The sequence below is a fragment of the Micromonospora mirobrigensis genome (assembly GCF_900091555.1).
Taxonomy (GTDB): domain Bacteria; phylum Actinomycetota; class Actinomycetes; order Mycobacteriales; family Micromonosporaceae; genus Micromonospora; species Micromonospora mirobrigensis.
In genome coordinates this window covers 1-23833 of sequence record NZ_FMCX01000013.1, presented here as the reverse complement: position 1 = coordinate 23833, position 23833 = coordinate 1, and the positions used below count along the sequence as shown (strand labels likewise).

The following is a 23833-nucleotide window of genomic DNA, read 5'->3' as shown; positions in this document are numbered from 1 at the left end:
ACCACCCCGGGCATGCGGCCGACGGGACCGACAGCGGGGCGCTCCCGGTCATGGGCCGGCCCTCACTCATCGTCGGCTCCCAGGTCGCCGCCGGCCTGCTTCAACAGGCCCCGCAGATGGTCGACCAGTTGGGCCACCTGGGACAGCGGCAACTCCGCCCAGGCGTTCCCCGCCCGGCACGTCGCGTGCACTGCGACCAACGGCGCCAGGGCGTCAGCACCGATGAGGTAGGTGACGACTGCTCCGCCCGACCGGATGTCACCAAGCCGGTACATCGGGCCCCGGTGACGCCGGGCCATGTGCGCCATCACCGGCGGCACCAGGTGGCCGCAGCGATCCGGCGCACACCAGTCCGGGTGGCTCGTGATCTCGGCCGACTTGTTCGTCCGCCTCACCGCTGCCACCGCCCACCATTGCCCCGGTAGGACTGCGCCAGCGTCATCAACGGCGCGTACCGCAGCATGGGCAACTCCCGCGTCGGCCCCACACCCCACCAGTACGTCGGCCCGGCATTGGTCGGCGTGCGTCGACTCGGCAAGACGTTGCTGCCGGTGGGCACAGCCGGCGGACGTCTCCGGGACCACCAGGATGAGAACCAACGGCGCCGACGATGAGAGCCGGACATCGCACCTCCACAGGTAGGCGAGGACCGGTGGCCAGCCACGGGGGAATGCAGCCGGCCACCGGCCCGGATGAAGGCACGGCGCACCGTCCGACACAGACGGGTCGGGTATCGCCGAGCCAACTTGTACGCGCGGCTACCGCAACCGGTCCGACAGGACGCCGCGCATCAGGTGCGACCAGGGCTGGCGCGGCACCACCCCTGACGCGAGCCGTCACCCTGGCCGCACACAGGGAAACGTACCTACAAGTGGACGTGTTGTCTATACGTCGAAACGTGTCGCTTGGTTGGCACTTGGTAAGACAAGTGCCAGGTACGGTGAGCAGGTGCCCACCCCGCACTACGGACAGCCCCGTTACAGAGTTATCGCCGACGAGCTGCGAGAGCGAATCGAGAGCGGCGCTATCCCGCCCGGCACCCTCTTGCCAGCAGAAAGCGTCCTCATATCCGAGTTCCGCGCAGCCCGCGGCACGGTTCGGAAGGCAATAGCTGCTCTGAGGGAGGAAGGTCTAGCCGTCACCGAACACGGCAGGGGCACTTACGCGGCGTCTCACGCCCACAACCATGCCGACCAGCCGGAGACCAGGCAGCGGAAGATTCCTGCCGATGCACACCTCGCAGCCCTGTTCGAAGTCGAGGTTGGAACGACGCTGGTTGAACGGGTCACCGTCGTCCGGCGGGGAGAGCAGGTCGACAAGGTCATCAGAACCTATCGGCCAGGCCCCAACGACTCGTAGCCGTCGGAGCACAGCTGCTACCCCTTCCAAGCGGCCCGCTACGCAGGTCGTCGCGCCGCCCAGCGGACCGGACCGGAGCTCCACCGTGCCTGGGCAACTCGCCGGGACGGTCCTCGACGACCACCGCTCTACCGGCTATACATGCTTCGAGGGCTGGTTCGATCGGCTGGATATGATCTTTCGAGGTGCGTCCGGCAAGATGGCAGCCCTGCCTCCAGCCTGCGCATCGATCGAGCCAAAGTAGTAGGAAAGGGAAGCCCGTGAACCGCCACTCCAGGACGTCTCCCATGCATGCCCCGGAGACCGATGCGGAGCCCGTTGCAGCCCGACCGAACCTTGGCGCAGTGTCCGTAACCCAGCTTGAAGACTGGGAGTGTGACCTACTCGACCCTCAGCTCACCTTCACACCCGGCGACGCCCGCAAGACCGGGCTCCCAAAAAACTCAGTCGACCTAATTGTCACATCTCCCCCGTATTGGAACAAAAGGGACTACGGGCACGCGGACCAGATCGGGCAAGAGGCGACTCCAGAGGCGTATGTCCATGCAATGCTGGAATGCCTTGAGGAGTGGAAACGTGTACTACGACCACACGGCTCGCTCTTCCTGAACGTCGGTGACACATATTTCAAAAAGTCGCTGCTTGGCATCCCCGGCCGCATCGAGTGGGACGCAATAAATAGCGGCGGTTGGCTAGTTCGCAATAGGATTATCTGGGCCAAGGAATCTGGCATGCCAGATCCAGTGAAGAACCGGCTCGCCAACCGCCACGAGTACATCATCCACTTGACTCCGCGCCCGGACTATTACTATGACCTTGTCGGGTACTCGGAGTCAGTCGGCAATGGCGCCAACCCGGGTGACGTTTGGTTGATCAACCCTGAGCGCAACATGGGCGAGCACCTTGCCCCGTTCCCGCGTGAGATAGTGCGCCGTGCAATCATGCTGGCCGCGCCGCCGCAGGTCTGTGCGACATGCAATGTCCCACGCCGCCGAGTGATCGAGCGTACAGCCGATTTGGATCCGACGCGCCCGCAGGCGAAGCGGGCGATGGAACTGGCTAAGGAATACAACTTGACGCCAGATCACATCCGTGCGATCCAGGCTTTCGGCGTTTCAGATGTCGGCAAAGCCACTAAGTTTCAGAGCGGCACCGGGCGCAACAGTCTCGAAGTGCAGAGGCTCGCGATGGAGGCAAAGGCGGTGCTCGGTGGCTACTTCCGCGAGTTCACCTTCGCCAAGAAGCGCACGGTAGGCTGGACTGACTGCGGACATGGCACACCCGCACGCGGCGTAGTTCTTGACCCCTTCGCTGGCACTGGGACAACTCTAAAGACAGCGAATGCGGAAGGCCGTGACGCGGTCGGCGTCGATCTAGTGCCCCTAATGAATCAGGCCGAAATCGGCGGCTGACCGGCGGGCAGCCCTGCAAGGCCGGCCACAGTCAACGCCATGTCGGCCAGTGCCTCATCAGTGCCCTCATCCTTAGACAGATCAAGCCTGTAGTCATATACGTCGACAGAGCGCACTCGGCCGACGTAAACGAGCCCCTTCTTACCCTTGATCCAGGGATGGATTAACAGGGCGAAGTTGAGGCCATAGCGCAAAGCATAGGTTACTGCCTGCTCGACCTCATCTCGATCGGGCAGGACGTCTTCCGCTTTTGAGTTCTTGCCGTGAACAGTGTTTTTAACCTCGGCGATGAGCCGGAAATTGCGATCGAGTCCCCGCACAACAATATCAGGCTGCGCCTTTCCCGGATCAAGGCTAGCGAGCGCTTTAAGGGGCGTTCCGAGGGGCGATGGCAGAGGGTCTGGCACATCATATAGGTCGACCCGACCTTCGGCGTTACCGTCGAGGACCTCCACCGGCCAATTCTGTCTTGCTGCATGCTTCGCCAAGCTGATACGAACAAAGTTCTCGAACAGCTTATTCGTGTCAATGAGGAGCGAGCTTAGACGCACGCCGGTGCCACCAAGATCAAGCGAAATACCGGCGCCACGCAGAATCACGACCGACAGGTCTAGCGCGGATCGGTAGTAGGCGCGTGGATCGGGAAGCGGCGTCAGACCGAGCACCACTGGGTCATCGAGGAATCGGTAGCCAGTGTCTTCGCCTACTTCCTCAAAGGCAAGTAGCTGTCCTGCCAGCCGGGCGATCTTTGCGCGATCACCCCTCCGCGGCTTCGCCTTTGACTTAGTCAGATAGGCGTGCACTACTTCCATCGCCGCCTTGATGCAGCGGTTGGCCGGAATGTCGACGGTGCGCTCGAACCAGGAGTAGGCGGCCTTGTTCGGCACCCCACGCGCGGCGAAGCGTTGCATTGTCTGAGTAAAGTCAATACGGCCATGCGGGAAATGGCCTTCATCTTCGCAGCGCTCATATGAGCGCATCATGCCCGCATCGAGTAGCTCATCCAGGTAGTCGAGCAGTGCGTCGGCGAAGATGTCCATCGCCCAGTCGTCAGCAGTGCCGCGACTGGAGTACTCCCGGAAGGTGGATAGAGCCAATACGTCATGCCCAGTCTCGATCACCATGCGCGTCAAGTTGGCGATCGGGACGCGAGGTTTGACTCGGACAATGACGCGATCATTTAGAGGGATGACACCGACATACGAAGTGGCCTGGAGCCGAAGCGCACCCTTGCGGAAGTTTGCGCGAAGAATATCCCGTCCGTCGATTTCCGAGTTCAGGACCAGGTGGTGGTCGCTATTCAACCAGAGCGCCGTGTCAATCTCGACGCTCTCATGCTCGGCACACTCCACAATTACTAGGTCCGCGGCTGCCTCTGTCACTTCGGCGGCTCAGGTGACGACTGGCCAGCCGAGGCCGACAGCGGCTCCGGCGTAGGAAAGATGTGCGTCCATGCCGTCTCCAGATCGGCCCGGGTGTTTTCGTCGCGGCGGAAAGCTCGCTGCACGAGGTACTTCAGTTGGTACTCCCAGATGTCCCAAAGGGATGCCTCGTCCGTCGCAGTAGAGAAATAGGCGTGACCTACGGCGGCGGCAGGGTTTTTGCGGGCGTGTCCGTTGATTCGCCCAAACCAGCGGATCACGCCCGCCTTGAGCTCTTCCTCCATCCCGTTGCCATCGAGCATCTCCACCAGAACATCTTTGTCCGGATCCATCGAGATTTTGGCGAAGCGGCGCTCGAAGGCAGCGTCGACTTCATCTACTCCTCGATCGAAGGGATTCATCGTCGCGAGGATGATTAGATTAGATGGCACCCTAATCTCTTCACCATTAGCTATAGTGAATGGCAATTCGCGCTTACTACGTTCGACGTATGTCAGCGCTTCACCGAACACCCTCCCGACGTCGGCGCGGGACAACTCATCGATAACAAGTACGTAGGTGTTGCCTCGGTCTTTAGTTGCTGCGTGCACCAGGCGGAGAAATGGGCCCTTTTTGAAGCCAAACCCGCCTTCCTCGGGAGACAGCCCGAGCATAAAATCTTCATATTGATAACTGGCATGGAACTGAACGAATGCACACCGTTTCTTTGCGCCACCTGCAATCACCTCTGCTGCGGCGTGCGCGAAGAACGATTTCGAGGTTCCCGGCGGACCAGTGAGGATCACGCCGCCGTATACACCGGCAAGGCGAGCAATTTCCTGCACACGGGGGTTATCGCCAGTGATCTCTGGCGCGTCCGGAGCGGAGGAGGAATGACTGATCTCTGCCTTCGCCATCGAGCCGATCCCCAAGTCGTCGGCAGCTAAAGTCCGGACGCTGGGCACGATTTTCTCAAGCATTGGGTCCTCAATCAGGAATTCTGGATGACAGAGGAATTTGGTTGTTCGAACCATTCGAAATCAACGCCGGTTGGAACATTAGCCTTAAAGAGGGTAGCGAACTCGTCCTCTGCATCATCTGGGTAATCGAACTTCAATCTGAACCCCGCGATCAGATCGGTAGGAGCCGGCACGCCTGAAATAATAAAGCCGTCATTGCGTAGAAAGTACGCTCCTAGCGCGAGCGCCGAGACCGGCGTTTCGTATAGCAATTCGCGCAACGCTCGGTCGATGTGGTCCTGAGGAAGGGTATATCCGCCGTTGGAGAGGCCCATCCATCCGCCGCCCTTAAGGCGGAAGATGGAGCCTGGCGACCAACTCCCAGGAATGTTCTCCGCGCGCCAAAAGCTGGGCAGCAGTTCCCCTGGCTTTCGCTTCCCGCGGTCGATCAGTGGAAAGTAGTACGGCTTCGTTGGGTTACCAGGCATCCGGATCAGGGCTAGCAGCTCGTCTGACGATGCAGATGCCTCGCCCAACTTCCCTGCTCGCTGCTGTTTGCGCAGGTAGAGATACATCACGAACGTCGGATGCAGCCGCTGGAACGCGAGGGTTTCAATCCCCCAGCGCACGGCCTCGGCTGTCAGGACGTGCGTCGGCGTGTATTCGCTGTCAGGCACCCGATGAGCCTAGCGACGCCTCTACAGTATCCCCAGACCCGCATAGGTTGTACTCGGGCGCCGTGAGCCGGTCGACGTGACCGCCTCGTGCCCGACCGATAGGCGAAGAGACGATAGCCAGTGGGTGCGATCCGCCTCGCTGCCGCACCCGGTCCCCTCGGTTGTGCAGGTCCTCGCACTGTGTCAGGCCGTTTCCTGAGGCGACAACGGGGACCTTCCGAGCTGGCGGTGCGGCGCAGCGACCGTCAACGTGACGTCGACTGGAACCGGGTGTACAGGCACGTATCCAAGAATGTGATCCAAGAACCTTTGCCGATTTGCTCTGTTCTGGATCAAGGCACCGCGCTCCGCGCGGTGCGGGGCGGCAAGCCCGGCCGGCGGCAAGCCGCCCCGGCCGCCTACGGCGCCGGGGCGGTGAGCCACCGACAGCCGCCGGGACACCGCCCCCACGGGTAGAGGAACCAGCCTCAGCGAGGCCGTGACGGAAGCCAGCGGGGCGCCCTGGTCGGATGGTCGGGGCTTCCGCCTGCCGCGCCAGTCCAACCCCGGGACTGGCTTGCCGCCGGATCACACGGTCGCGGCACCAGCTCCACCGCCAGGACGTGCCCGGCATTCCATGACAGCCGGCGGCACAGCGGCAAGAGCCCTCACGCCGCCGAGAGGCACTCAAGACAAAGGCAGGGTGCAGGCTGGATCCGAAGCTCGCTGAGCCAGCGCTCAGGCCGTCTCCAGGCCGTCTCAGGCCGTGGCCAGGCCGTCAAACGCCACCTAACGATGACCAAGGCCAACCAACAGCACCAGACAAAGAGCCAGCTCAGAGCCTTGATCACGACTCTGAGCTGGTGGGCGACGGACGAGTCGACCTGTACGCCGGATTCTGTGCCCGGCGCGTACCCCGAAGGGCGCACGCCGGCGGCGGCCATCCATCTCGGCCTGCCGTTGCCGACAGGCTCATGCGGCCTACCCGCAGACATCGGGCGGGCAGCCCTCGAGCGTCTGCGCCGGGCCGTCGCCTTGCGGTGACGGCCCTTGCTTGGCCTTGCTCCGGGTGGGGTTTACCGAGCCATCCCGGTCACCCGGGATGCTGGTGGGCTCTTACCCCACCGTTTCACCCTTACCGACCCTTTCGGGCCGGCGGTCTGTTTTCTGTGGCACTGTCCCGCGGGTCACCCCGGGTTGCCGTTAGCAACCACCCTGCCCTGTGGAGTCCGGACGTTCCTCGGCGACGGGCCGGAGCCCGTCGACGCGACCGCCCGGTCGACTCGTCCGTCGCGCCCCCATCCTAACGGCGCACCGACCGCGGCCATTTCCGGTGGTCCCGGAGCGACCCGTCGGGGCCGCTCCGGGACGCCGGTCACCAGGCCGAGATCAACTCTTCGCCGAAGAGGCGCGGGCCGTGCTCGGGTTCGCGGAGCCCGGTGCTGGCCAGGACCGTACCGTCGGCGGCGAGGGCGCGGATCATGGCCCGTTCGCCGACCGGCAGGGTGAGCACCGTGGCGCCGTCGGTGACCGGCCGGCCCACCAGGCTGCCGTCGGGCCGGTACGCCTCGACCGTGGCCGTCCGCTCCGGGGGTACGACCAGCACCTGGTCGCCGAGCTCGGCGTGCCCACCGGCCCGGACCGGGATCCGGACCACGGTGAGGTCGGCCGGTCCGCCGGCGGCGGTGCTGGCCAGCGACCAGCCGGCGCGCTCGGCGGCGAGGGTCTCGCTGTCGTCGGGGACGGCGTCCTGCGGCGGTGCCAAAGCCAGCATGGTGTCGCCGTTCGGGCCGATCTGGAGGAGGGCGGGCGCTCCGGCCGGGCCGCCGGTGACCACGGCGGCGGTGAGCCCGTCACCGCCGGGGAGCCGGCCGCTCCAGCGTCGTACCGGTGCGCCGCCGAGCCCGCTGGCCCGGGCGAAGATCCGGTAGGTGTTGGCCGCGGCGGCCTCGGTGGCCGGGATGCCGCCGCCGGTCGGGGGCGTCGTGGGGGGCGGAGGGCTGCCGTCGATCTGGACGGTGTTGTCCAGTGGGCCCTCCTCCCGGACCGTGCCGTCGCACTCGACCCGGTACCAGCCGTTGATCTGCGGCTCCGCCAGCAGCAGGTAGCCCTGGGTCGGCGACGGTCGCCAGGTGCGTCGGATGCTCCCGTCGGCGGCCGGCTGACCGGTCGGCGCCCAGGACACGGTGCAACCGCCCGGGACCAGACCGACCATCACCTGTTCCTCGGCCGGGCCGACCCCGTTGACCCGGTTGAACGGGCGGATGTGGGTGGTGGTGGATCCGTTGCCGCGCAGCAGCTCCGCCGGTGCGGCCCCGGCCCGGGCCTGGCGGGAGCTCAACACCACCTCGGTGTCGGAGTGGTAGACCACCACCACCTGCCGGATGCCCGCCGTCTCGTCGACGAAGAGCACCTTGACCTCGGACAACTCCTTCCCGACGCCGTTCGCGGCTCGGGCGTCGCCAAAGACCCGGGTCAGCTCCTGGACCAGCCGGGTGTCACCGGCCAGGTTGCCGCGGGTCGGCGCGTCGATGAGCCGCCACACCCACTCGGAGACGACCGGTCCGTCGCCACCACCACCACCGAACCCGATGCCGGTGGCGGGCACCGCCAGGGCGGCGGCGAGGGCGCCGGCCAGGGCCGCGCCGATCCCGGTGCGCCGGACCAGCCGGCGCCGTCGGGCGTGCCGCAGCAGCCGGCCGTACGGGTCCTCCGGCGGCACCACGGTCGCCGCCGCGCGGGCCAGCCCGGCCCGCAGTTCGTCCACGCTCATGCCTGCTCCCCGATCAGTCGGTCGGCCACCGCTGGGCGGTCGGCCGGTCGCAACACGTTCCTCAGCCGGTCCAGCCCTCGCGCCGCCTGGCTCTTCACCGTTCCCACCGAGCACCCCATGGCCGCCGCGACGTCCGCCTCGGAGAGGTCCTCCCAGTACCGCAGCACCAGCACGGCCCGCATCCGGGCGGGTAGCCGCCCCAGCGCCAGCATCAGCTCGTCCCGCTCGGCCACCACGTCGGTGTCGTCGGCGCGTGGCCGGTCGGGCAGCACACCCGGGAGCAGCTCCCGCAGGCCGAGCCGGCGCCACCGGTTGGTGCGTTCGTTGACCATCGCCCGCCGGACGTACGCCATCGGCGCGTCGACCTTGGCCCAGTGCCGCATCGCCCGGAGCAGGGCGTCGTGCACCAGGTCCTGCGCGGCGTCCCGGCTGCCGGTCAGCAGGTACGCGGTCCGCAACAGGTCGCCGTAGCGGACCTCGACGAACTCGCGGAAGTCCGGGTCATCCACTCGGCACCCCTTCACCGCTCATCTGCTCGCTCCCCTCCATGGGTCTCACCGGGAACGACACGGGGCGGGCATCAAAGGTTGACTCCGATGGCTGCGTCTTCACGATCGACCGTCCGGGCATGTCCTCACCTGCGTCACTCGACCGGGTTGTGAGGCAAAGTCACGGATATACCGGTAATTCCTTCGCATTACGTTGTGACTGCGCTGCCAGGCGGAGCCACCAGTGCCTCCGGTCGGCTGCCGACCCCACCGATCGTGAGGAGATGGATCATGCGCGACCTTTCCCGCCGGAACCTGCTGAAGGCGTCGGCCGCCGTCGGCGCCGGGGCGGTCGTCGCCCCGGGGCTCATGGCCGGGGGCACGCCGGGGATCGCCGCCGACGGCTCGGGGGTCGGGGTCGACGGCCCCGACTCGGCGGTCGACGGCTCGGGCGCACCCCTCGGCGCGCGACACCCGAAGGCGAAACTCACCGGCCGCATCGTCCGTCCGCAGAACCCCGGCTACCCGAGTGCGAGCCTCGGCTGGGACGAGCTCTTCGTCCACTACCCGCTGGTCATCGTCTTCGCCCAGGAGACCCAGGACGTGGTCAACGCGCTGACCTGGGCACGGCAGAACAATGTCGCGCTGCGGGTACGCAGCGGCCGGCACAGCCTCGAGGGCTGGTCGAACGTCGACAACGGCATCGTCATCGACGTCAGCGAGCTCAAGGGTGCCCACATCGACCCGGCCGCCCGGATCGCGCGGGTCGGCGCCGGGCTCAACCAGCTGGAGGCGGTGACCACGCTCGGCGAGTACGACCTGGCGGCGACGACGGGAACGGAGGGAAGCGTCGGCCTCTCCGGCGCGACGCTCGGCGGCGGCTTCGGTTTCCTCACCCGCTATCTCGGCATGGCCTGCGACAACCTGGTCGGGGCGGAGATCGTCGTCGCGTCGGGCGCCGACGGGGCGGAGGTGCTCCAGGTGGACCCGTGGAAGCACTCCGACCTGCTCTGGGCGCTGCGCGGCGCGGGGAACGGCAACTTCGGGATCGTCACGTCGCTGACCTACAAGGTGGCTCCGCTCAAGCGGGTCGCGTACGTGCAGGCGACCTGGGAGGGCCTGGGCGACCTGTACCGGGTCTTCGACACCTGGCAGCGCTTCGCGCCGTTCGCGGACCCCCGGCTCGGCACCCAGGTCGAGGTCCACAAGTCGCAGATCCTGTTCTTCGGGGTGCTCGCGGAGGGGTCGGAGGCGGAGGCGCGGCACCTGCTGGAGCCGCTCCTCTCGATCGGCAGGCCGGAGGTCACTGTGCAGATCGGCGGCTGGGGTGACGTCTACGCCGGATTCCAGATTCCCACCGAGGACGAGCCGGCGAACTGGAAGTTCTTCTCGCAGTTCGTCCAGGAGCCGTTCCCGAGGCGGGCGATCAGTGTGATCGGCTCGTTCCTGGCGGACGCCCCCTCGGAGGACAGCAACTACTTCACCCAGGCCTTCGGCACGGGGATGCAGCGCAGGGAACCCTTCGGCGGCACGGCGTTCCCGCACCGCGACTCGCTCTTCTACGGCGAGCCCGGCATCGGCTGGGGCACCCGCGGCGAGCCGGACAGCGGTGACGCCCTCACCGCGCGCGCCCAGACCTGGATCGCCGAGTTCAGCCAGGCGCTGCGGCCGTACGTCGACGGCGCCTACGTCAACGTGCCCAACATCGGCATGGCGGAGTGGGAGAAGGCCTACTGGGGGCACAACTTCGCCCGGCTGCGCAAGATCAAGGCGAAGTACGACCCGCACAACGTCTTCCAGTACGAGCAGAGCGTCCCGCCGGCGACCTGCTGAACGATCCCGGTCCCCGAGGCGTGCCGTGGACGACGGCGTCCACTAGCCTCGGGACACCATGGATCTCTCCCAGGTCGCGCTGCTGGTCGCCGCCGGTCTCGCCGCGGGCACGGTGAACGCGGTGGCCGGCGGGGGTTCGCTGATCACCTTCCCGGCGCTGATCGCGATCGGGCTGCCGCCGGTGCCGGCGAACGTCAGCAACTCGGTGTCGGTCTTCCCCGGCTACGTGGCCAGCGTGGCGGGCAGCCGGGCGGATCTGCCCGAGTGGCGAGGGCTGTGGCGGTTGCTGCCCACGGCGGTGCTCGGCACGGTGGTCGGCTGCGTGCTGCTGCTGGCCACCCCGGCGCGGGCCTTCGAGCTGGTGGTGCCGTTCCTGGTGCTGGGGGCCACCGCCGTGCTGGCGTTCCAGGATCCGCTGCGCCGGCTGGTCGGGCACCCGGCGGAGCTGAGCGCGCGCCGCCGTACGGTCACCGTGCAGGCGATGGTCGCGGTCGGCACCGTGTACGGCGGCTACTTCGGTGCGGCGCTCGGGGTGATGCTGGTGGCCGGGCTGGCCCTGGTGCTGGACGCGACCCTGGCCCGGGTGTCGGCGATCAAGAACCTGCTCTCCGCCGTGGTGGGGCTGACCACGCTTGTGGTGTTCGCCCTGTTCGGCCCGGTGAACTGGGCGGCCGTGGCGGTGGTCGCCCCGGCCACCCTGGTCGGCGGGTACGTCGGCGCCCGGCTGGTCCGGCGGCTGCCGCCGGTGGTGTTGAGGACGCTGATCGTCGCCTTCGGCACGGTGATCGGGCTCTACCTGTTGTGGCGGGCGCTGGGTCAGTAGGCCTCGCCGACCGGCTCCTCGGGGGCGTGCTCGGCGGTCCGGGCGGCCCGGTTCCACACCACCCGCTCGCCGTAGCCGGCGGCCATCACGTGCCCGAAGGCGAGGAAGGCCAGCACCCCGACGGCGAGGACGCCGAAGCCGACCCAGAACGGCAGGGCGAGGCTGTGCTCGGCGAGCTTGCCGGAGATGATCGGCGCCGGCGCGGCGGCGCCCCAACGGACCAGGTTGAACGCGCCGGTTGCCACCCGGCGGTCGCTGGAGCCCAGCCCGAGGGCCAGGTCGGTGAGGTTGGCGTTGGCCAGGCCCATGAAGAGGCCGGCGATGACCAGCACCACCAGCGACCGGGCGGTGCTGTGCGAGGTGGCGAATCCGACCATGCAGATCAGCAGGCCGACGATGGCCACGCCGACGGTCTGCACCGCGCCGATCCGGTGGGCGAGGCGGTGGCCGATCACCAGGATGCCGGCGGCCAGGCCGAGGCCCCACGCGGTGAAGGCCAGCCCCAGCGGCACCACGTCCAGGTGCAGGAAGAGCGGGGTGTAGCCGAGCACCACGAAGAAGACGAAGTTGTAGGCGGCGGTGACCACGCAGAGGGCGACGAACGCCGGCCTGCGGTAGGTGGCGAAGATCTGGCCCACGCGTACGGGCGCCTGCCGGTTGGTCGGCTCGCGCAGCTTGCGGGAGGCGACGGCCAGCGCCAGCACCATGAACACGCCGCAGACGAAGAACGGCAGCCGCCAGCTGACGTGCCCGAGCAGGCCGCCGATCAGCGGGCCGACCGCGAAGCCGAGGCCGAGCGCGGTCTCGAAGAGGCCGACCACCCACTCCCGGTCGATCGCGAGGTTGACCAGCACCACCATGGCGGTGGCGAAGAACATCGCGTTGCCCAGCCCCCACACGCCGCGCAGCACGGAGAGCTGCACGATGTCGTTGCTGAACGACGCGAGGATGGCGGCCACGCCGACCACCGAGACGCCGGTGATCAGCACCGGCTTGAAGCCGAAGCGCCCGCTGGCCAGGGTCGCCGGGATCATGCCGAGCGCCATCACCGCGATGTACGCGGTGAAGAGCAGCTCGACCTGCCAGGCGGTGACCCCGATCGCCTCGCCGATGGCCGGCAGGATCGGGTCCACCACGGCGATGCCGGCGATGGCGAGGAAGGCCACCAGGGTGGTGGCGTAGATGGCACTGCGGTTGGGTTCGGATCGCCGATCCACTCCGCGCCTCCAGACAGATAGCTGTATCGTACAGGTAATTCCGTTGTATCATACAGCTATGACCGACGACCACACGAGCGGACCGGTTCCGGACGAGATCACCCTGGGCCGGATCGAGACCGAGGTGGCCCTGCTGATGCGCTTCGGCGAGGCCACCCGGCGGGCCAGCGGCAGCGCCGAACACCGGGTGCTGGACCGGGCGGCGTACGTGATCCTGCGGCACCTCGACGTCGCCGGGCCGCAGAACGTCTCCGCGCTCGCCGCGAAGCTGAACCTGGACGGCTCGACGGTCACCCGGCAGGTCTCCGCGATGCAGCGGGACGGACTGATCGCCCGTACCCCCGACCCGGCCGACGGACGCGGCACCGTCGTCTCCCCCACGCCCGCCGGCCTGCAACGGATGGCCGCCGTGCGGACGGCCCGCACCCGCCTCTACGGCGACATCCTCGCCGCCTGGTCCACCGACGACCGGGACACCCTGGCGGAGCTGCTGCACCGCTTCAACCAGGCGCTGGAATCCCGCCCCCGCCCCCGCTGAGCCACCCCGGCCTCCACCCCCGGGTGGAGACCGGGATCCACCCGGGACCCACCCGGGGGCGGCGGTGGCCAGGGCCACCGCCGCATACCGTCAATCCCGTCGGCGAAACCGAGTGACGGGAGATGACGGGTGAACCTCACCACGATGGGCGTGGCCCTGCTGCTGATCGGCTACGTCCTGGTCCGGCGGCTGGCCGGGGAACCACTGGCGGCCCGACGGCTGGTCGTGCTGCCGGCGGCGCTGGTGGTCTGGGGTGCCGTGTCCCTCACCGGCGCGCTCGCGGCGGCGTCCCGGCTGGACCTGGCCGTGCTGGCGCTGGAGGCCGGCATCGCCGTGCTGACCGGGCTCGGGCGGGGCGCCACGGTCGCGATCCACTCCCGCGACGGTCACCTCTGGTACCGGTACCGGCCGATCACCGTCGCGGTCTGGCTGGGGCTGCTGCTGACCCGCGCCGGCATCACCCTCGTCGCGCACCGCGCCGGGGCGCAACCCGCCGTGCTGCACCTCGCGCTGCCGCTGATGTTCGGCCTCAGCCTAGTCGCCGAGTCGGCGGTCGTCGGTCGGCGGGCCCTGCGCAGCGGCCTGCCGTGGGCTCCGCGGCGCGGTCGCCGCACCCGACTGGTCCCCGCGAACCGGCCGGTCTGACGCAGACTGACCCGATGCCGACCATGAGCGACCGGGCCACCGGCGCGCGCCGCGCCCGCGCCGTCGTCGGGCTGCTCCTGCTGACCTGGGGCATCGCCCAGGCCCGACCCCACCCGGGGCTCACCGGTCCGGGGCTGGTGATCACGGTCGGCCTCGTCCTGGGTGGGGCCGCGTGGCTGGTGATGACGTTGCACCCCGGCGGCCGCCGACTCCGGGTCGTCGGGGCGCTCGCCTGCGGCGCCGCGGGTATCGCCATGCTTGCGGCGGGCGGCCGCGGCCTGCCGGTGATCTATCCGGCGGCGGCCTGCTACGTGGCCGGCCGGATCCTGCCGGTGTCGTCGGCGGCCGTGCTCAGCGCACCGCTGGCCGCCGGGGTGGCCGTCGCCGCACTGGTGGCCGGCGACGGCCCCGGCGGCGCCCTCTCCGGCGCCGCATCGCTGCTGGTGGGGCTCCTGCTCGGCATCGTCAGTCGGCAGCGTGACCGGCAGGAGACCCAGACCCGGCTGCTGGCCGTCGAGACCGCCCGGGCCCAGGAGGAGCACGCCCGCGCCGCCACGCTGGCCGAACGGGCCCGCCTGGCCCGGGAGATACACGACGTCCTGGCGCACTCGCTGTCGGCCCTGTCGGTGCAGCTGGAGACGGCCGCGGCGTTGCTGGACCGGGGCCGGACCGCAACGGCCGCGGAGGTGGTCGACCGGGCTGGCCGGCTGGCCCGCGAAGGGCTCGCCGAGACCCGACGGGCGGTCACCGCGTTGCGCGGCGACCCGCTGCCCCTGCCAGAGCTGATCACCGCCCTGACCGACGGCTACCGGACGGACCTGGCCGCGCCGGCGCGACTCACCGTCACCGGTGAGCCCCGCCCGCTGTCCGCCGAGACCGGACTGGCGTTGTACCGCAGCGCGCAGGAGGGGCTGACCAACGTCCGCCGGCACGCCGCCGGCAGCCCGGTGGAGGTGGAGTTGGCGTACCGCCCGACCGACGTGCGGCTGACCGTCACCGACGCAGGGCCGCAGGACGGGAGCCGGACCCCACCGGGCGCCGGAATGGCACCGGGGTACGGCCTGACCGGACTACGGGAACGCGCCGAGCTCGCCGGCGGCACGGTGACGGCGGGCCCGGACGGCGCCGGATGGCGGCTCGATGTGACGATGCCCGGATGAGCATCCGAGTGGTGGTGGCCGACGATCAGGCGGCGGTACGGGAGGGGCTGGTCCTCCTGCTCGACCTGCTGGACGACGTCACCGTGGTCGGCGCGGCGGGTGACGGCGAGCAGACGCTCGCCCTGGTCGCCGAGCACCACCCGGACGTGGTGCTGATGGACCTGCGGATGCCACGCGGCGACGGGGTCGCCACCACGGCCCGCCTGCACGCCGACTTCCCGGCGACCCGGGTGGTGGTGCTCACCACGTTCGCCGACGACGAGCACATCCTCGCGGCGCTCCGGGCCGGCGCGCTGGGCTACCTGACCAAGGACGCCGGCCGGGCCCAGATCGCCCAGGCGATCCGGACCGCCGCGGGCGGACAGTCGGTGCTGGACCCGGTGGTGCGGCAACGACTGCTGGCGGCGGTGACCGACCCCGGCCCCACCGACCCGGCGGGCGCCCCACCCCGGCCGGCGCCGCACGGGCTGACCGAACGCGAGTTGGAGGTGCTGCGGCTGATCGCCACCGGGCTCTCCAACCGGCAGATCGCCGGCCGGTTGTACGTCACCGAGGCGACGGTCAAGTCACACGTCAACCGGCTCTTCGCCAAGACCGGGGTCCGGGACCGGGCCCAGGCCGTCCGGTACGCCTACGACCACGGGCTGGTCGACTGAGGGCCCCCGGTGTCCCGCGCGCGGCGGTCGACCGGGGGCCGCACGGTCAGGCGACGGGCTCCCGGGCGGATTCCGCGTCGCGGTCGGCGCCCGGGGTGACCCGGGGGTCGCCCTCGTCGGCGAAGTAGTCGTCCGGCGTGGTGCCGTCGGCCCCGTCGGCGACCTTCGCCGCCCGCAGCACCAGGGTCAGCAGCGCCGCCACCGCCAGGTTGACCAGGACGGCCACGATGCCGACGTAGATCGTCCTCTTGGTGTCGAACCCGAAGTCGGAGAGCGGGAACGCCGAGCCGGCGAAGTGCTTCTTGCCGGTCGTCGGGTTCGCGACCTGGTAGAGCATCCACATGCCCAGGCCCATGCCGGCCGCCCAGCCGGCGATCAGCGCCCCCCGGTGGAACCAGCGGGTGTAGAGGCCCAGCGCCACCGCCGGCAGCGTCTGGAGGATGATCACGCCACCGATCAGCTGGAGGTCGATGGAGAACTGCGGGTCGAGGAAGACGATGCAGGCCACCGCGCCGACCTTGACCACCAACGAGGTGATCTTCGAGACGTTCGCCTCCTGGGCGGGGGTGGCGTCCCGCTTCAGGTACTCCTTGTAGATGTTGCGGGTGAACAGGTTCGCCGCCGCGATCGACATGATCGCCGCCGGCACCAGCGCGCCGATGCCGATGGCCGCGTACGCCACGCCGGCGAACCAGTCGGGGAACTGCTGGTCGAACAGGACCGGCACCACCGTGTTGCTGTCGACGCTGCCCGCCTTGGCCCCGGGCAGCGGCTTCACGCCTGCCGCGATGGCCATGTAACCGAGCAGCGCGATCAGCCCGAGCAGCAGGCTGTACGCCGGCAGCGCCGACATGTTGCGCTTGATCACGTCCCGGTTCCGGCTGGCCAGCACGCCGGTGATGCTGTGCGGGTAGAGGAAGAGCGCCAGCGCCGAGCCGAGCGCCAGGGTGACGTACTGGAGCTGGTTGTTGCCGTTGAGCAGGATGCCGTCGTTCGGCGCGGGTGACGCCTTGAACTTCGCGTCCGCCGCGTCGAAGATCGAACCCCAGCCGCCGAGCTTGTACGGCAGGTAGACCACCGCCACCAGGATCACGATGTAGATCAGCGCGTCCTTGACGAAGGCGATCAGCGCCGGCGCGCGCAGCCCCGACTGGTAGGTGTAGGCGGCCAGGATCGCGAAGGCGATGATGATCGGCAGGTGCCGGGCCACGGCGCTGTCCCCGGTCACCCCCATCGTCTTGAGCACCGCCTCGATGCCGACCAGCTGCAACGCGATGTACGGCATGGTCGCCACGATGCCGGTGATCGCGATCAGCAGCGCCAGGATCGGCGAGTCGAAGCGACGCCGGACGAAGTCGGCCGGGGTGACGAAGCCGTGCCGGTGCGACACCGACCAGAGCCGGCAGAGCACCAGGAACACCAGCGGGTAGATGACGATCGTGTACGGCACGGCGAAGAACCCGGCCGCGCCCGCGCCGAACATCAGCGCCGGCACCGCCACGAAGGTGTACGCGGTGTAGAGGTCACCGCCGACCAGGAACCAGGTGATCCAGCCGCCGAAGCTGCGCCCGCCCAGCCCCCACTCGTCCAGGTGTCCCATGTCCTTCGGGGCCCGCCACCGGGCGGCCACGAAGCCCATCGCGCTGACCAGCAGGAACAGCAACGAGAAGACGATGATCTCGGTGAGATGGTCCCGCCACATCAGCGCTCACCCCGCTTCTTCTTCGTCATCTGGTAGACCAGCGTGGTGGTGGCCACGCCGAGCAGGATCCAGGCCAGCTGGAGCCAGTAGAAGCGCGGGAAGCCGAACAGCCGCGGCGAGTCGCCGTTGAAGAACGCCGGGATCAGCGGCACCACGATCGGGACGAAGAGCAACCAGTTCCAGGGACTGTGGTCCTTCGCCCGCGACCGTGTCGCGGTGGGCGCCTCGGGCGCCTCCGGCTCGGGTGCTGCCATGTGACACACCTCCGGGAGATGTCGTAACTCGCCAGGTGACGGCCGGAGGCTACGACCACGTGACGGCGGTCACGTTCAACGCGGAGGCGAGGCTGCGCCGAACGGCGCGCCGGCTGCGCCGAACGGCGACAGCCGGCGGACCGGCCGGCGACGGACTCAGCGGGCCGGGAGGTGGGCGGTGTCGTTGACCGACCGGACGGCGATCCCGCCGTCGGGCCACATGTCGAGCATCGAGACGCCGGCCGCGTCCAGGAAGAGCCGGTGCAGGAAGGCGTCGCTCGCGGCCAGGGCGTCGCGCAGCGCCAGCTTGATCGGCGACACGTGCGAGACCACCACCACGGTCTCCCCCGGGTACGCCTCGCGCAGCGCCGTCACCGCCCGCTCGACCCGCTGGCCGACGGCGGTGAACGGCTCCCCGCCGGGCGGGGCGACCCGGGTGGAGGCGAGCCACGCGTCCAGCTCCCCCGGCCAGCCCTCGCGTACCTCGGCGAAGGTCTTCCCGTCCCAGTCGCCGAAGTCGCACTCCACCCAGTCGGCCTCGGGGCGCACCGGCAGCCCGCCCAGCGCCCCGGCGATCGCCTCGGCGGTGGCCGTACATCTGGACAGCGGGGAGCTGACCACGGCCGCGACGGCCGGGGCCAGCTCGGCCACCCGGACGGCGGTCGCGGCGGCCTGCTCGCGGCCCCGGTCCGACAGCGGCACGTCGGCGCGGCCGGCGTAGCGGCCCTGCGCGGTCCACTCGGTCTCACCGTGCCGGACCAGGATCAGCCGGGTCGCCGTGGTGCTCGGCCGCGGCTCCCAAGTCGGCTTGACGGCCGTCGGGTCGGTGCCGGCGTCGGGCACCTGCCTCGGCGGCTTACCGGCGGCGGCGTCCATCGCCGCGTTCGCCAGGGCGTCGGCATGCCGGTTGCGCTCGCGGGGAATCCAGCTGAAGGTCACCGCGTCGAAGCGGTCCACCAGGGCGGCGGCCCGGGCGGCGAGCGGACGCAGCCCGGGGTGCTTGATCTGCCAGCGGCCGGACATCTGCTCGACCACCAGCTTGGAGTCCATCCGGGCCTCGACCCGGGCGGCGCCCAGCTCGGCGGCGGCCTCCAGGCCGGCGATCAGGCCGCGGTACTCGGCGACGTTGTTGGTGGTCGTGCCGATCGCCTCGGAGCGTTCCAGCAGCACCTCGCCGGAGTCCGGGTCGCGGACCACCGCGCCGTAGCCGGCCGGCCCCGGGTTGCCCCGGGAGCCGCCGTCGGCCTCCACCACGACCGCGCGCACCGCCACCGCTCTACAGGCCCGACTCGTTGGTGCGGACCATGATCCGCCGGCAGTCCTCGCAGCGGACCACGTCGTCCGGAGCCGCCTTGCGGATCCGGGCCAGGTCGGCGCCGGAGAGCTCCAGCCGGCAGCCGCCGCAGCGGCCCCCGGTGAACAGGGCGGCGCCCAGGCCGGTGTCCTCGCGGATCTTGTCGTAGAGGGCGACCAGGTCGCCCGGGAGGTCGGCGGCGAGCGGCTTGCGCGCGGACCGCTTGAACTCCTCCTCCTTGGCGATCTCGGCGAGGGTCTCGTCGCGGCGCTGCTCGGCCGCCGCGCGCCGGTCCCGCGTCTCGGCCAGGCGCCCCTCGACCCCGTCGAGGACGCCCTGCGCGGTCTCCCGCTGCTCCATCAGCTCCAGCTCGGCGTCCTCCAGGTCGCCCTGTCGGCGGTTGAGCGAGACCATCTCGTGCTGCAACGCCTCCAGCTCGCGGGCCGGGCCGCTGCCGGCGGTCAGCCGGGCCTGGTCCTTGTCCTTGCGGGCGCGGACCTGCTCGATGTCCTTCTCCAGCCGGGCGATGTCCCGGTCGAGGTCGTCCACGGCCACCTGGGCGCGGACCCGCTCGTCCTCCATCGCGGAGAGCTCCCGGGCCAGCCCCTCCAACTCCGCCTTCTCGGGCAACGAGCGCCGGCGGTGGGCGAGCTGGGCCAGGGTGGTGTCGATCGCCTGGAGATCCAGCAGGCGGCGCTGGACCTTGGGGTCAGCCTTCACGGTCGGGGCTCCTTCTCGGCCACCGTCGGTGCGGCGGCGTGTACGGTCCACGGGTCGGTGTCCAGGTCGGACACGATGGTCTCGACGCCCAGGGCGGCCCGCAGGTGGGCGGCCAGGTCGTCCAGCCAGGGTCGTTCGGTCGCCCAGTGTGCGGCGTCCAGCAGAGCGGGGCCGCCGGCGGCGAGGTGCTCACCGGCGGGATGGTGGCGCAGGTCGGCGGTGAGGAACGCGTCCACGCCGGCGGCGGTCGCCTCGGCCAGGAAGGCGTCGCCGGATCCGCCGCTGACGGCAAGCGTACGCACCGTGCGGTCCGGGTCGCCCGCGGCGCGGACGCCCCAGGCCGTGACCGGCAGCACGGCGGCGGCGTGCCGGGTCAGCTCGGCCAGGGTCATCGGGGTGGGCAGCTCGCCGATCCGGCCGATGCCCCGACCGTCCCCCGCGGCGGGGCTGCCCGGCGCCGCCGGGTGCAGCGGACGCAGCCCGGTCAGCCCGAACCGGGCCGCCAGGGCGTCCGAGACGCCCGGGTTCGCCGTGTCGGCGTTGGTGTGCGCGACGTGCAGCGCCACGTCCGCCTTGATCAGCCGGTGGACGATCCGCCCCTTGAACGACGTCGCGGCCACCGACGACACGCCGCGCAGCAGCAGCGGGTGGTGCGCGACGATCATGTCCGCGCCGGCCGCGAGGGCCTCGTCGACCGTCTCCGGCACCACGTCGACCACGCAGGCCACCCGGCGTACCGGGGTCGAGGGGTCGCCGACCACCAGGCCGACCCGGTCCCACTCCTCCGCCCAGGCCGGCGGATAGCGCCGCTCCAGCTCGGCCACCACGTCGGCGACGGTGGGCGGGGATGCAGTTGGGCTCACGGCCGGTCAGCTTACCGGCCCGGCGGGGCGTACCGGCTCAGGCGGCCGAGCCGACCGAGGCGAGCCGGCCGCGCAACGCCGCCAACCCGGCGTCCCAGGGAAAGGCCTGCAGGTGCCGCTCCCCCGCGCCGGGCGGGTGCAGCGGGAAGAAGTGGTCGCCGAAGAGCACCGTCGTCCCCCACTCCGCCAGCCGGGCGAGGCTGGCCCGGAACGCCGGGTGGGCGGCCATCGCCGCGTTGGTGAACGGCACCGCCACCACCGGCAGCCCCTTGCCCTGCCCCTCGATCAGCAGGCCCAGCGCGAGGGTGTCGGTGATCCCGGCCGCCCACTTGTTGACCGTGTTCACCGTCGCCGGGCAGACGATCATGGCATCGGCCGGGGGCAGCACGTCCGGGTCGCCCGGGTGCTTGTAGTGCGTCCGGACCGGGTGACCGGTCTGCCGGGCCAGCCCGGCCCGGTCGACGAACTTCGCCCCGTCCGGCGTCGTGACGACGCAGACGTCCCAGCCGTCGGTCTGGGCGAGCTCCACCAGCCGCCCGACGTGCCGGGCCAGCGGCGAGCCGCAGGCGATGACGTAGAGCACCTCGCGGCGCCCGCTGCTGTCGGCGCCGCCGATCCGGCCGGCACCGGCGTTCACACTCCCACTCCCATGTGCTCAGCCAACTCCGCTATCGGCGGAGGCGGCGCACCACGTGTGCGACGCAGCACGTCCGACATCACTTCGTGGGCGATCGGCCGGCAGCGGATCTCCGAAGGGGCGAGCCGGTCGCCGCGCAGCAGCATCTCCCCGGCGTTGGCCACGTCGCCGACCTGGGCGAAGCCCCGGGCGATGTCGAGCAGGTGGTGGGCCCGGCGCTCGGGCAGCAGCGCGTTGAAGGCCGGCTCCTGGATCCGCTGCCGGTGGATCTCCACCGCCCGGCCGCCGTCGCCCAGCTCCACCGCGGCGGCGGCCCGGTGCAGCTCCAGGTTGGTGGGGCCGAACGAGGTCCAGTAGTGGTTGTGGTCGCCGCCGAGCAGCGTCGCCGCCTCCTGGGCGCCGGTGAGCAGATCGTCCACGGTCGCCGAGTCACCCAGCCGGGCGGCGGCCATGGCGCCCTGCAGCAGCAGCATGCCGTAGACGGAGAGCCGGGCCGGGGTGGGGTCGTTCCCGCCGCCGGGGGCGAGCCGGTTGGCGATGGTGACGTTGAGCTCCAGCGCCGGCCGGGACCGGCCCATCGCCGCCATCGCGTTGCAGACCCGGGTGGTGGCGATCCCGGCCAGCAGCGGGTCGTCGGCACGCTGGGCGACCGCCATCGACCGGTCGGCGGCCAGCCAGGCCAGCTCGCACTCGCCGAGCTTGCGCAGCACCGAGGAGGCGATCTGGTAGACCTGCCCGAGCAGGTGGGCGGCCTCCCGGGCCGGGTCGGCACCGCTGTGGCCGGCGTCGGCCGCCTGGGCGTCGCGCAGCAGCTTGGGCAGGGCGCGGGTGAGCATCCCGTAGCGGCCGTACTGGTAGGTCAGCCAGGCGTGGTTGACGGCCTTGCGCAGGTCGGCCAGGGGCGGCGGGTACGGCGCCGCGTCGAAGTACGCGCTCATCGAGTCGTAGCGCTCCAGGGCGGCGCGGATCTCCTGGACCTCGACCTGGTCGATGCAGTTCAACGCGTCGGTGCGGCGCTCCGGGTCCTTGCCCATGAGCAGCTGCACGTCGACCTGGAGGATGTCGGCGATCTCGTAGAGGACGGAGAACTTGTCCAGCCGGCGCACCCCGCGCTCGACCTTGTCCACCCAGCTCTTGGACTTGCCGAGCCGGTCGGCGAAGACCTGCTGGGACATCTTGCGGCGACCACGCCAGTAGGCCACCCGCCGACCTATGGGTAACTCGTCCATCTGCGCGTCCCTCTCGTCGCCGCCCGGTCGATGTCCGTCCGTCTTCAGGTTTTCGCTGGTCGCACAGCCTGTACGTCAGCCGTACGGGCCGTCCTCGTAGTTTTCGTGCAACTTGCATCAGCCGTTCGTCAGCTCAACGATCGCGGGTTACGGCAGTGACGGCGTTCGACGCGTGCCCGGACGGCTGTCGGTCATCGGGCGGAGGGAGATCACACCAATGTGGGGGAATGTCGGTCCTCGTGTCGCCCAACTGACACCACTGGAACGGGTCCGGCTGCGCCGGATCGCGGTGCGCTACGCGATGCACGGCTGGGAGGTGACCCCCGGCGCCTGCCTGGCCCGCAGCCGGTTCGTCTGCGGCCGGGCGGGCTGCCCGACGGTCGGCTGCCATCCGGCGCTGGAGGACTGGGAACACGGCGCCAGCACCGACCCGGCGCGGGTGGCCACCTGGTGGCGCAGCCGTCCGCACGGGGTGCTGCTGCCCACCGGGCGCGCGTTCGACGTGCTGGAGGTCCCCGCCCACCTGGGCCGCCCGGTACTCGACGCGGTACGCACCCACCCCGCCGGGCCGGGCGTACGCGGCCCGGTGCTGGTCACCCCCACCGGACGCTGGATGTTCCTGGTCCGACCCGGTGACCCGCTCCGGCCCGAGCTGGCCCACTGCTTCCAGGTGGTCCGGCACGGCCCCGGCTCCTGGGTGCCCGCCCCACCCACCCGGCTGCCCGAGGGGATGGTCCGCTGGGCGGTCGCCCCCGAACAGGCCCGCTGGCAGCTCCCCGACTCCTACCTGGTGCAGAACGCCCTGATCGAGGCGCTGCTCGCCGCGGGCGTACCGCTGGTGCCGGTGCTGCCCACCCAGCTGCCGCTGCCCCGCCGGGGCCGCTGAGCAGCCCGGGCCGGCACCGAGCACGGGCCGCGATGCTCCTATGGATGTCAAGGGGTGTTGAGGGCGGTGAAGTCGGTGAGGAGGGCGGCGTGGACCTCGCGGACGACGTATCGCTTGAGGCACCGCATGATCTCTTTCTTGCCGAGGCCCTGTTTGGTGCGTTTCTCAACGTAGGCGCGGGTTCGGGGGTCGTAGCGCATCCGGCTGAGCACGATCGTGTGCAGGGCGTTGTTCGCGGCTCGGTCGCCGCCGCGGTTGAGGCGGTGCCGGTCGATGCGTCCGCTGCTGGCGGGGATCGGGGCGGCGCCGCAGAGGTGGGCCAGGGCCGCTTCGGAACGTAGCCGGTCGGGATTGTCGCCGGCGGTGGT

At 70.1% G+C, this 23833-nt stretch carries 24 protein-coding genes and 1 other RNA gene; 9 read left to right on the top strand and 16 right to left on the bottom strand.

Going from position 1 to position 23833, the window contains the following annotated elements; all coding sequences use genetic code 11:
* Positions 1–62: 62 nt before the first annotated feature.
* Entirely contained in the window at positions 63–599 is a 537-nt protein-coding gene (locus tag GA0070564_RS30080; RefSeq protein WP_245670306.1) for a hypothetical protein, read from the bottom strand.
* Positions 600–948: 349 nt separating this feature from the next.
* On the opposite strand from GA0070564_RS30080, the gene GA0070564_RS27415 reads away from it, so the two are divergent.
* Positions 949–1359, top strand: coding sequence for a GntR family transcriptional regulator (locus GA0070564_RS27415; RefSeq protein ID WP_176730871.1), 411 nt, complete (start codon positions 949–951; stop codon positions 1357–1359).
* A gap of 344 nt (positions 1360–1703) precedes the next feature.
* On the top strand, positions 1704–2771 hold the full coding sequence (locus tag GA0070564_RS27410; RefSeq protein ID WP_218105012.1) for a DNA-methyltransferase: 1068 nt from the start codon (positions 1704–1706) through the stop codon (positions 2769–2771).
* Here the strand turns inward: GA0070564_RS27410 and GA0070564_RS27405 are convergent.
* From GA0070564_RS27405 to GA0070564_RS27385, 6 genes are all read right to left on the bottom strand, one after another.
* Positions 2750–4123, bottom strand: a complete 1374-nt coding sequence (locus GA0070564_RS27405; protein ID WP_176730870.1) for a 5-methylcytosine restriction system specificity protein McrC — start codon at positions 4121–4123, stop codon at positions 2750–2752. The two genes, GA0070564_RS27410 and GA0070564_RS27405, sit on opposite strands and share 22 nt — an antisense overlap.
* A 26-nt stretch (positions 4124–4149) precedes the next feature.
* Positions 4150–5112 carry an McrB family protein gene (locus GA0070564_RS27400; RefSeq protein WP_091615609.1) on the bottom strand — a complete coding sequence of 321 codons (963 nt, stop codon included), beginning with the start codon at positions 5110–5112 and terminating at the stop codon, positions 4150–4152.
* Positions 5113–5123: 11 nt separating this feature from the next.
* Positions 5124–5768, bottom strand: coding sequence for a hypothetical protein (locus GA0070564_RS29095; RefSeq protein ID WP_141714882.1), 645 nt, complete (start codon positions 5766–5768; stop codon positions 5124–5126).
* A gap of 850 nt (positions 5769–6618) precedes the next feature.
* An RNA gene (gene rnpB, locus GA0070564_RS27395) (RNase P RNA component class A) lies at positions 6619–7033 on the bottom strand.
* An 89-nt stretch (positions 7034–7122) separates the two neighbouring features.
* Complete coding sequence (locus GA0070564_RS27390; protein WP_141714881.1) at positions 7123–8520, bottom strand: hypothetical protein; 1398 nt, start codon at positions 8518–8520, stop codon at positions 7123–7125.
* A complete protein-coding gene (locus tag GA0070564_RS27385) occupies positions 8517–9029 on the bottom strand; it encodes a SigE family RNA polymerase sigma factor (protein WP_091615600.1) in 513 nt (170 codons plus the stop codon). The genes GA0070564_RS27390 and GA0070564_RS27385 overlap by 4 nt, the downstream gene beginning before the upstream one ends.
* A gap of 270 nt (positions 9030–9299) precedes the next feature.
* Between GA0070564_RS27385 and GA0070564_RS27380 the strand changes: the two genes are divergently transcribed.
* On the top strand, positions 9300–10841 hold the full coding sequence (locus GA0070564_RS27380; RefSeq protein WP_091615597.1) for an FAD-binding oxidoreductase: 1542 nt from the start codon (positions 9300–9302) through the stop codon (positions 10839–10841).
* 58 nt (positions 10842–10899) lie between these two features.
* Complete coding sequence (locus tag GA0070564_RS27375; RefSeq protein WP_091615593.1) at positions 10900–11664, top strand: sulfite exporter TauE/SafE family protein; 765 nt, start codon at positions 10900–10902, stop codon at positions 11662–11664.
* Here GA0070564_RS27375 and GA0070564_RS27370 read toward each other — a convergent pair.
* Positions 11658–12881, bottom strand: a complete 1224-nt coding sequence (locus GA0070564_RS27370; protein ID WP_091615590.1) for an MFS transporter — start codon at positions 12879–12881, stop codon at positions 11658–11660. The genes GA0070564_RS27375 and GA0070564_RS27370 overlap by 7 nt on opposite strands.
* Before the next feature lie 58 nt (positions 12882–12939).
* Here GA0070564_RS27370 and GA0070564_RS27365 point away from each other — a divergent pair, with 58 nt between their 5' ends.
* The 4 genes from GA0070564_RS27365 to GA0070564_RS27355 all read left to right on the top strand — a co-directional run bounded on the left by GA0070564_RS27365 (position 12940) and on the right by GA0070564_RS27355 (position 15880).
* Complete coding sequence (locus tag GA0070564_RS27365) at positions 12940–13419, top strand: MarR family winged helix-turn-helix transcriptional regulator (RefSeq protein ID WP_091615586.1); 480 nt, start codon at positions 12940–12942, stop codon at positions 13417–13419.
* A gap of 129 nt (positions 13420–13548) precedes the next feature.
* Positions 13549–14064: a DUF1453 domain-containing protein gene (locus GA0070564_RS29090; protein WP_141714880.1), complete on the top strand. Its 516-nt coding sequence runs from the start codon at positions 13549–13551 to the stop codon at positions 14062–14064.
* Positions 14065–14078: 14 nt separating this feature from the next.
* A complete protein-coding gene (locus tag GA0070564_RS27360) occupies positions 14079–15224 on the top strand; it encodes a sensor histidine kinase (RefSeq protein ID WP_141714879.1) in 1146 nt (381 codons plus the stop codon).
* Entirely contained in the window at positions 15221–15880 is a 660-nt protein-coding gene (locus GA0070564_RS27355) for a response regulator (RefSeq protein ID WP_091615579.1), read from the top strand. The genes GA0070564_RS27360 and GA0070564_RS27355 overlap by 4 nt, the downstream gene beginning before the upstream one ends.
* A gap of 46 nt (positions 15881–15926) precedes the next feature.
* Here GA0070564_RS27355 and mctP read toward each other — a convergent pair whose 3' ends face one another.
* The 7 genes from mctP to GA0070564_RS27320 all read right to left on the bottom strand — a co-directional run bounded on the left by mctP (position 15927) and on the right by GA0070564_RS27320 (position 22579).
* Positions 15927–17582, bottom strand: a complete 1656-nt coding sequence (gene mctP, locus GA0070564_RS27350) for a monocarboxylate uptake permease MctP (RefSeq protein WP_091615573.1) — start codon at positions 17580–17582, stop codon at positions 15927–15929.
* Complete coding sequence (locus GA0070564_RS27345; protein WP_091615570.1) at positions 17582–17836, bottom strand: DUF3311 domain-containing protein; 255 nt, start codon at positions 17834–17836, stop codon at positions 17582–17584. The genes mctP and GA0070564_RS27345 overlap by 1 nt, the downstream gene beginning before the upstream one ends.
* A gap of 156 nt (positions 17837–17992) precedes the next feature.
* Entirely contained in the window at positions 17993–19108 is a 1116-nt protein-coding gene (locus GA0070564_RS27340) for a bifunctional RNase H/acid phosphatase (RefSeq protein WP_091615564.1), read from the bottom strand.
* Positions 19109–19112: 4 nt separating this feature from the next.
* Positions 19113–19850, bottom strand: a complete 738-nt coding sequence (locus GA0070564_RS27335) for a zinc ribbon domain-containing protein (protein ID WP_091615560.1) — start codon at positions 19848–19850, stop codon at positions 19113–19115.
* On the bottom strand, positions 19847–20713 hold the full coding sequence (locus GA0070564_RS27330; protein ID WP_091615557.1) for a Nif3-like dinuclear metal center hexameric protein: 867 nt from the start codon (positions 20711–20713) through the stop codon (positions 19847–19849). Before GA0070564_RS27330 ends, GA0070564_RS27335 begins: the two co-directional genes overlap by 4 nt.
* Before the next feature lie 37 nt (positions 20714–20750).
* Positions 20751–21350 carry a flavoprotein gene (locus GA0070564_RS27325; protein WP_091615553.1) on the bottom strand — a complete coding sequence of 200 codons (600 nt, stop codon included), beginning with the start codon at positions 21348–21350 and terminating at the stop codon, positions 20751–20753.
* On the bottom strand, positions 21347–22579 hold the full coding sequence (locus GA0070564_RS27320) for a helix-turn-helix domain-containing protein (RefSeq protein WP_091615550.1): 1233 nt from the start codon (positions 22577–22579) through the stop codon (positions 21347–21349). The genes GA0070564_RS27325 and GA0070564_RS27320 overlap by 4 nt, the downstream gene beginning before the upstream one ends.
* 217 nt (positions 22580–22796) lie before the next feature.
* Here GA0070564_RS27320 and GA0070564_RS27315 point away from each other — a divergent pair, with 217 nt between their 5' ends.
* Positions 22797–23465, top strand: a complete 669-nt coding sequence (locus tag GA0070564_RS27315) for a bifunctional DNA primase/polymerase (protein WP_091615546.1) — start codon at positions 22797–22799, stop codon at positions 23463–23465.
* Positions 23466–23512: 47 nt separating this feature from the next.
* On the opposite strand, the gene GA0070564_RS27310 is transcribed toward GA0070564_RS27315, so the two are convergent.
* Positions 23513–23833: transposase (locus tag GA0070564_RS27310; RefSeq protein WP_141714773.1), on the bottom strand; the 321-nt coding region annotated here is incomplete at its 5' end.

Bases quoted from the DNA above. Each gene is read 5' to 3' on its own strand.
- GA0070564_RS27400 (WP_091615609.1), bottom strand. From the start codon at position 5,112: ATGCTTGAGAAAATCGTGCCCAGCGTCCGGACTTTAGCTGCCGACGAC.
- GA0070564_RS27390 (WP_141714881.1), bottom strand. From the start codon at position 8,520: ATGAGCGTGGACGAACTGCGGGCCGGGCTGGCCCGCGCGGCGGCGACC.
- GA0070564_RS27380 (WP_091615597.1), top strand. From the start codon at position 9,300: ATGCGCGACCTTTCCCGCCGGAACCTGCTGAAGGCGTCGGCCGCCGTC.
- GA0070564_RS27375 (WP_091615593.1), top strand. From the start codon at position 10,900: ATGGATCTCTCCCAGGTCGCGCTGCTGGTCGCCGCCGGTCTCGCCGCG.
- GA0070564_RS27365 (WP_091615586.1), top strand. From the start codon at position 12,940: ATGACCGACGACCACACGAGCGGACCGGTTCCGGACGAGATCACCCTG.
- GA0070564_RS27360 (WP_141714879.1), top strand. From the start codon at position 14,079: ATGCCGACCATGAGCGACCGGGCCACCGGCGCGCGCCGCGCCCGCGCC.
- GA0070564_RS27355 (WP_091615579.1), top strand. From the start codon at position 15,221: ATGAGCATCCGAGTGGTGGTGGCCGACGATCAGGCGGCGGTACGGGAG.
- mctP (WP_091615573.1), bottom strand. From the start codon at position 17,582: ATGTGGCGGGACCATCTCACCGAGATCATCGTCTTCTCGTTGCTGTTC.
- GA0070564_RS27345 (WP_091615570.1), bottom strand. From the start codon at position 17,836: ATGGCAGCACCCGAGCCGGAGGCGCCCGAGGCGCCCACCGCGACACGG.
- GA0070564_RS27320 (WP_091615550.1), bottom strand. From the start codon at position 22,579: ATGGACGAGTTACCCATAGGTCGGCGGGTGGCCTACTGGCGTGGTCGC.
- GA0070564_RS27315 (WP_091615546.1), top strand. From the start codon at position 22,797: ATGTGGGGGAATGTCGGTCCTCGTGTCGCCCAACTGACACCACTGGAA.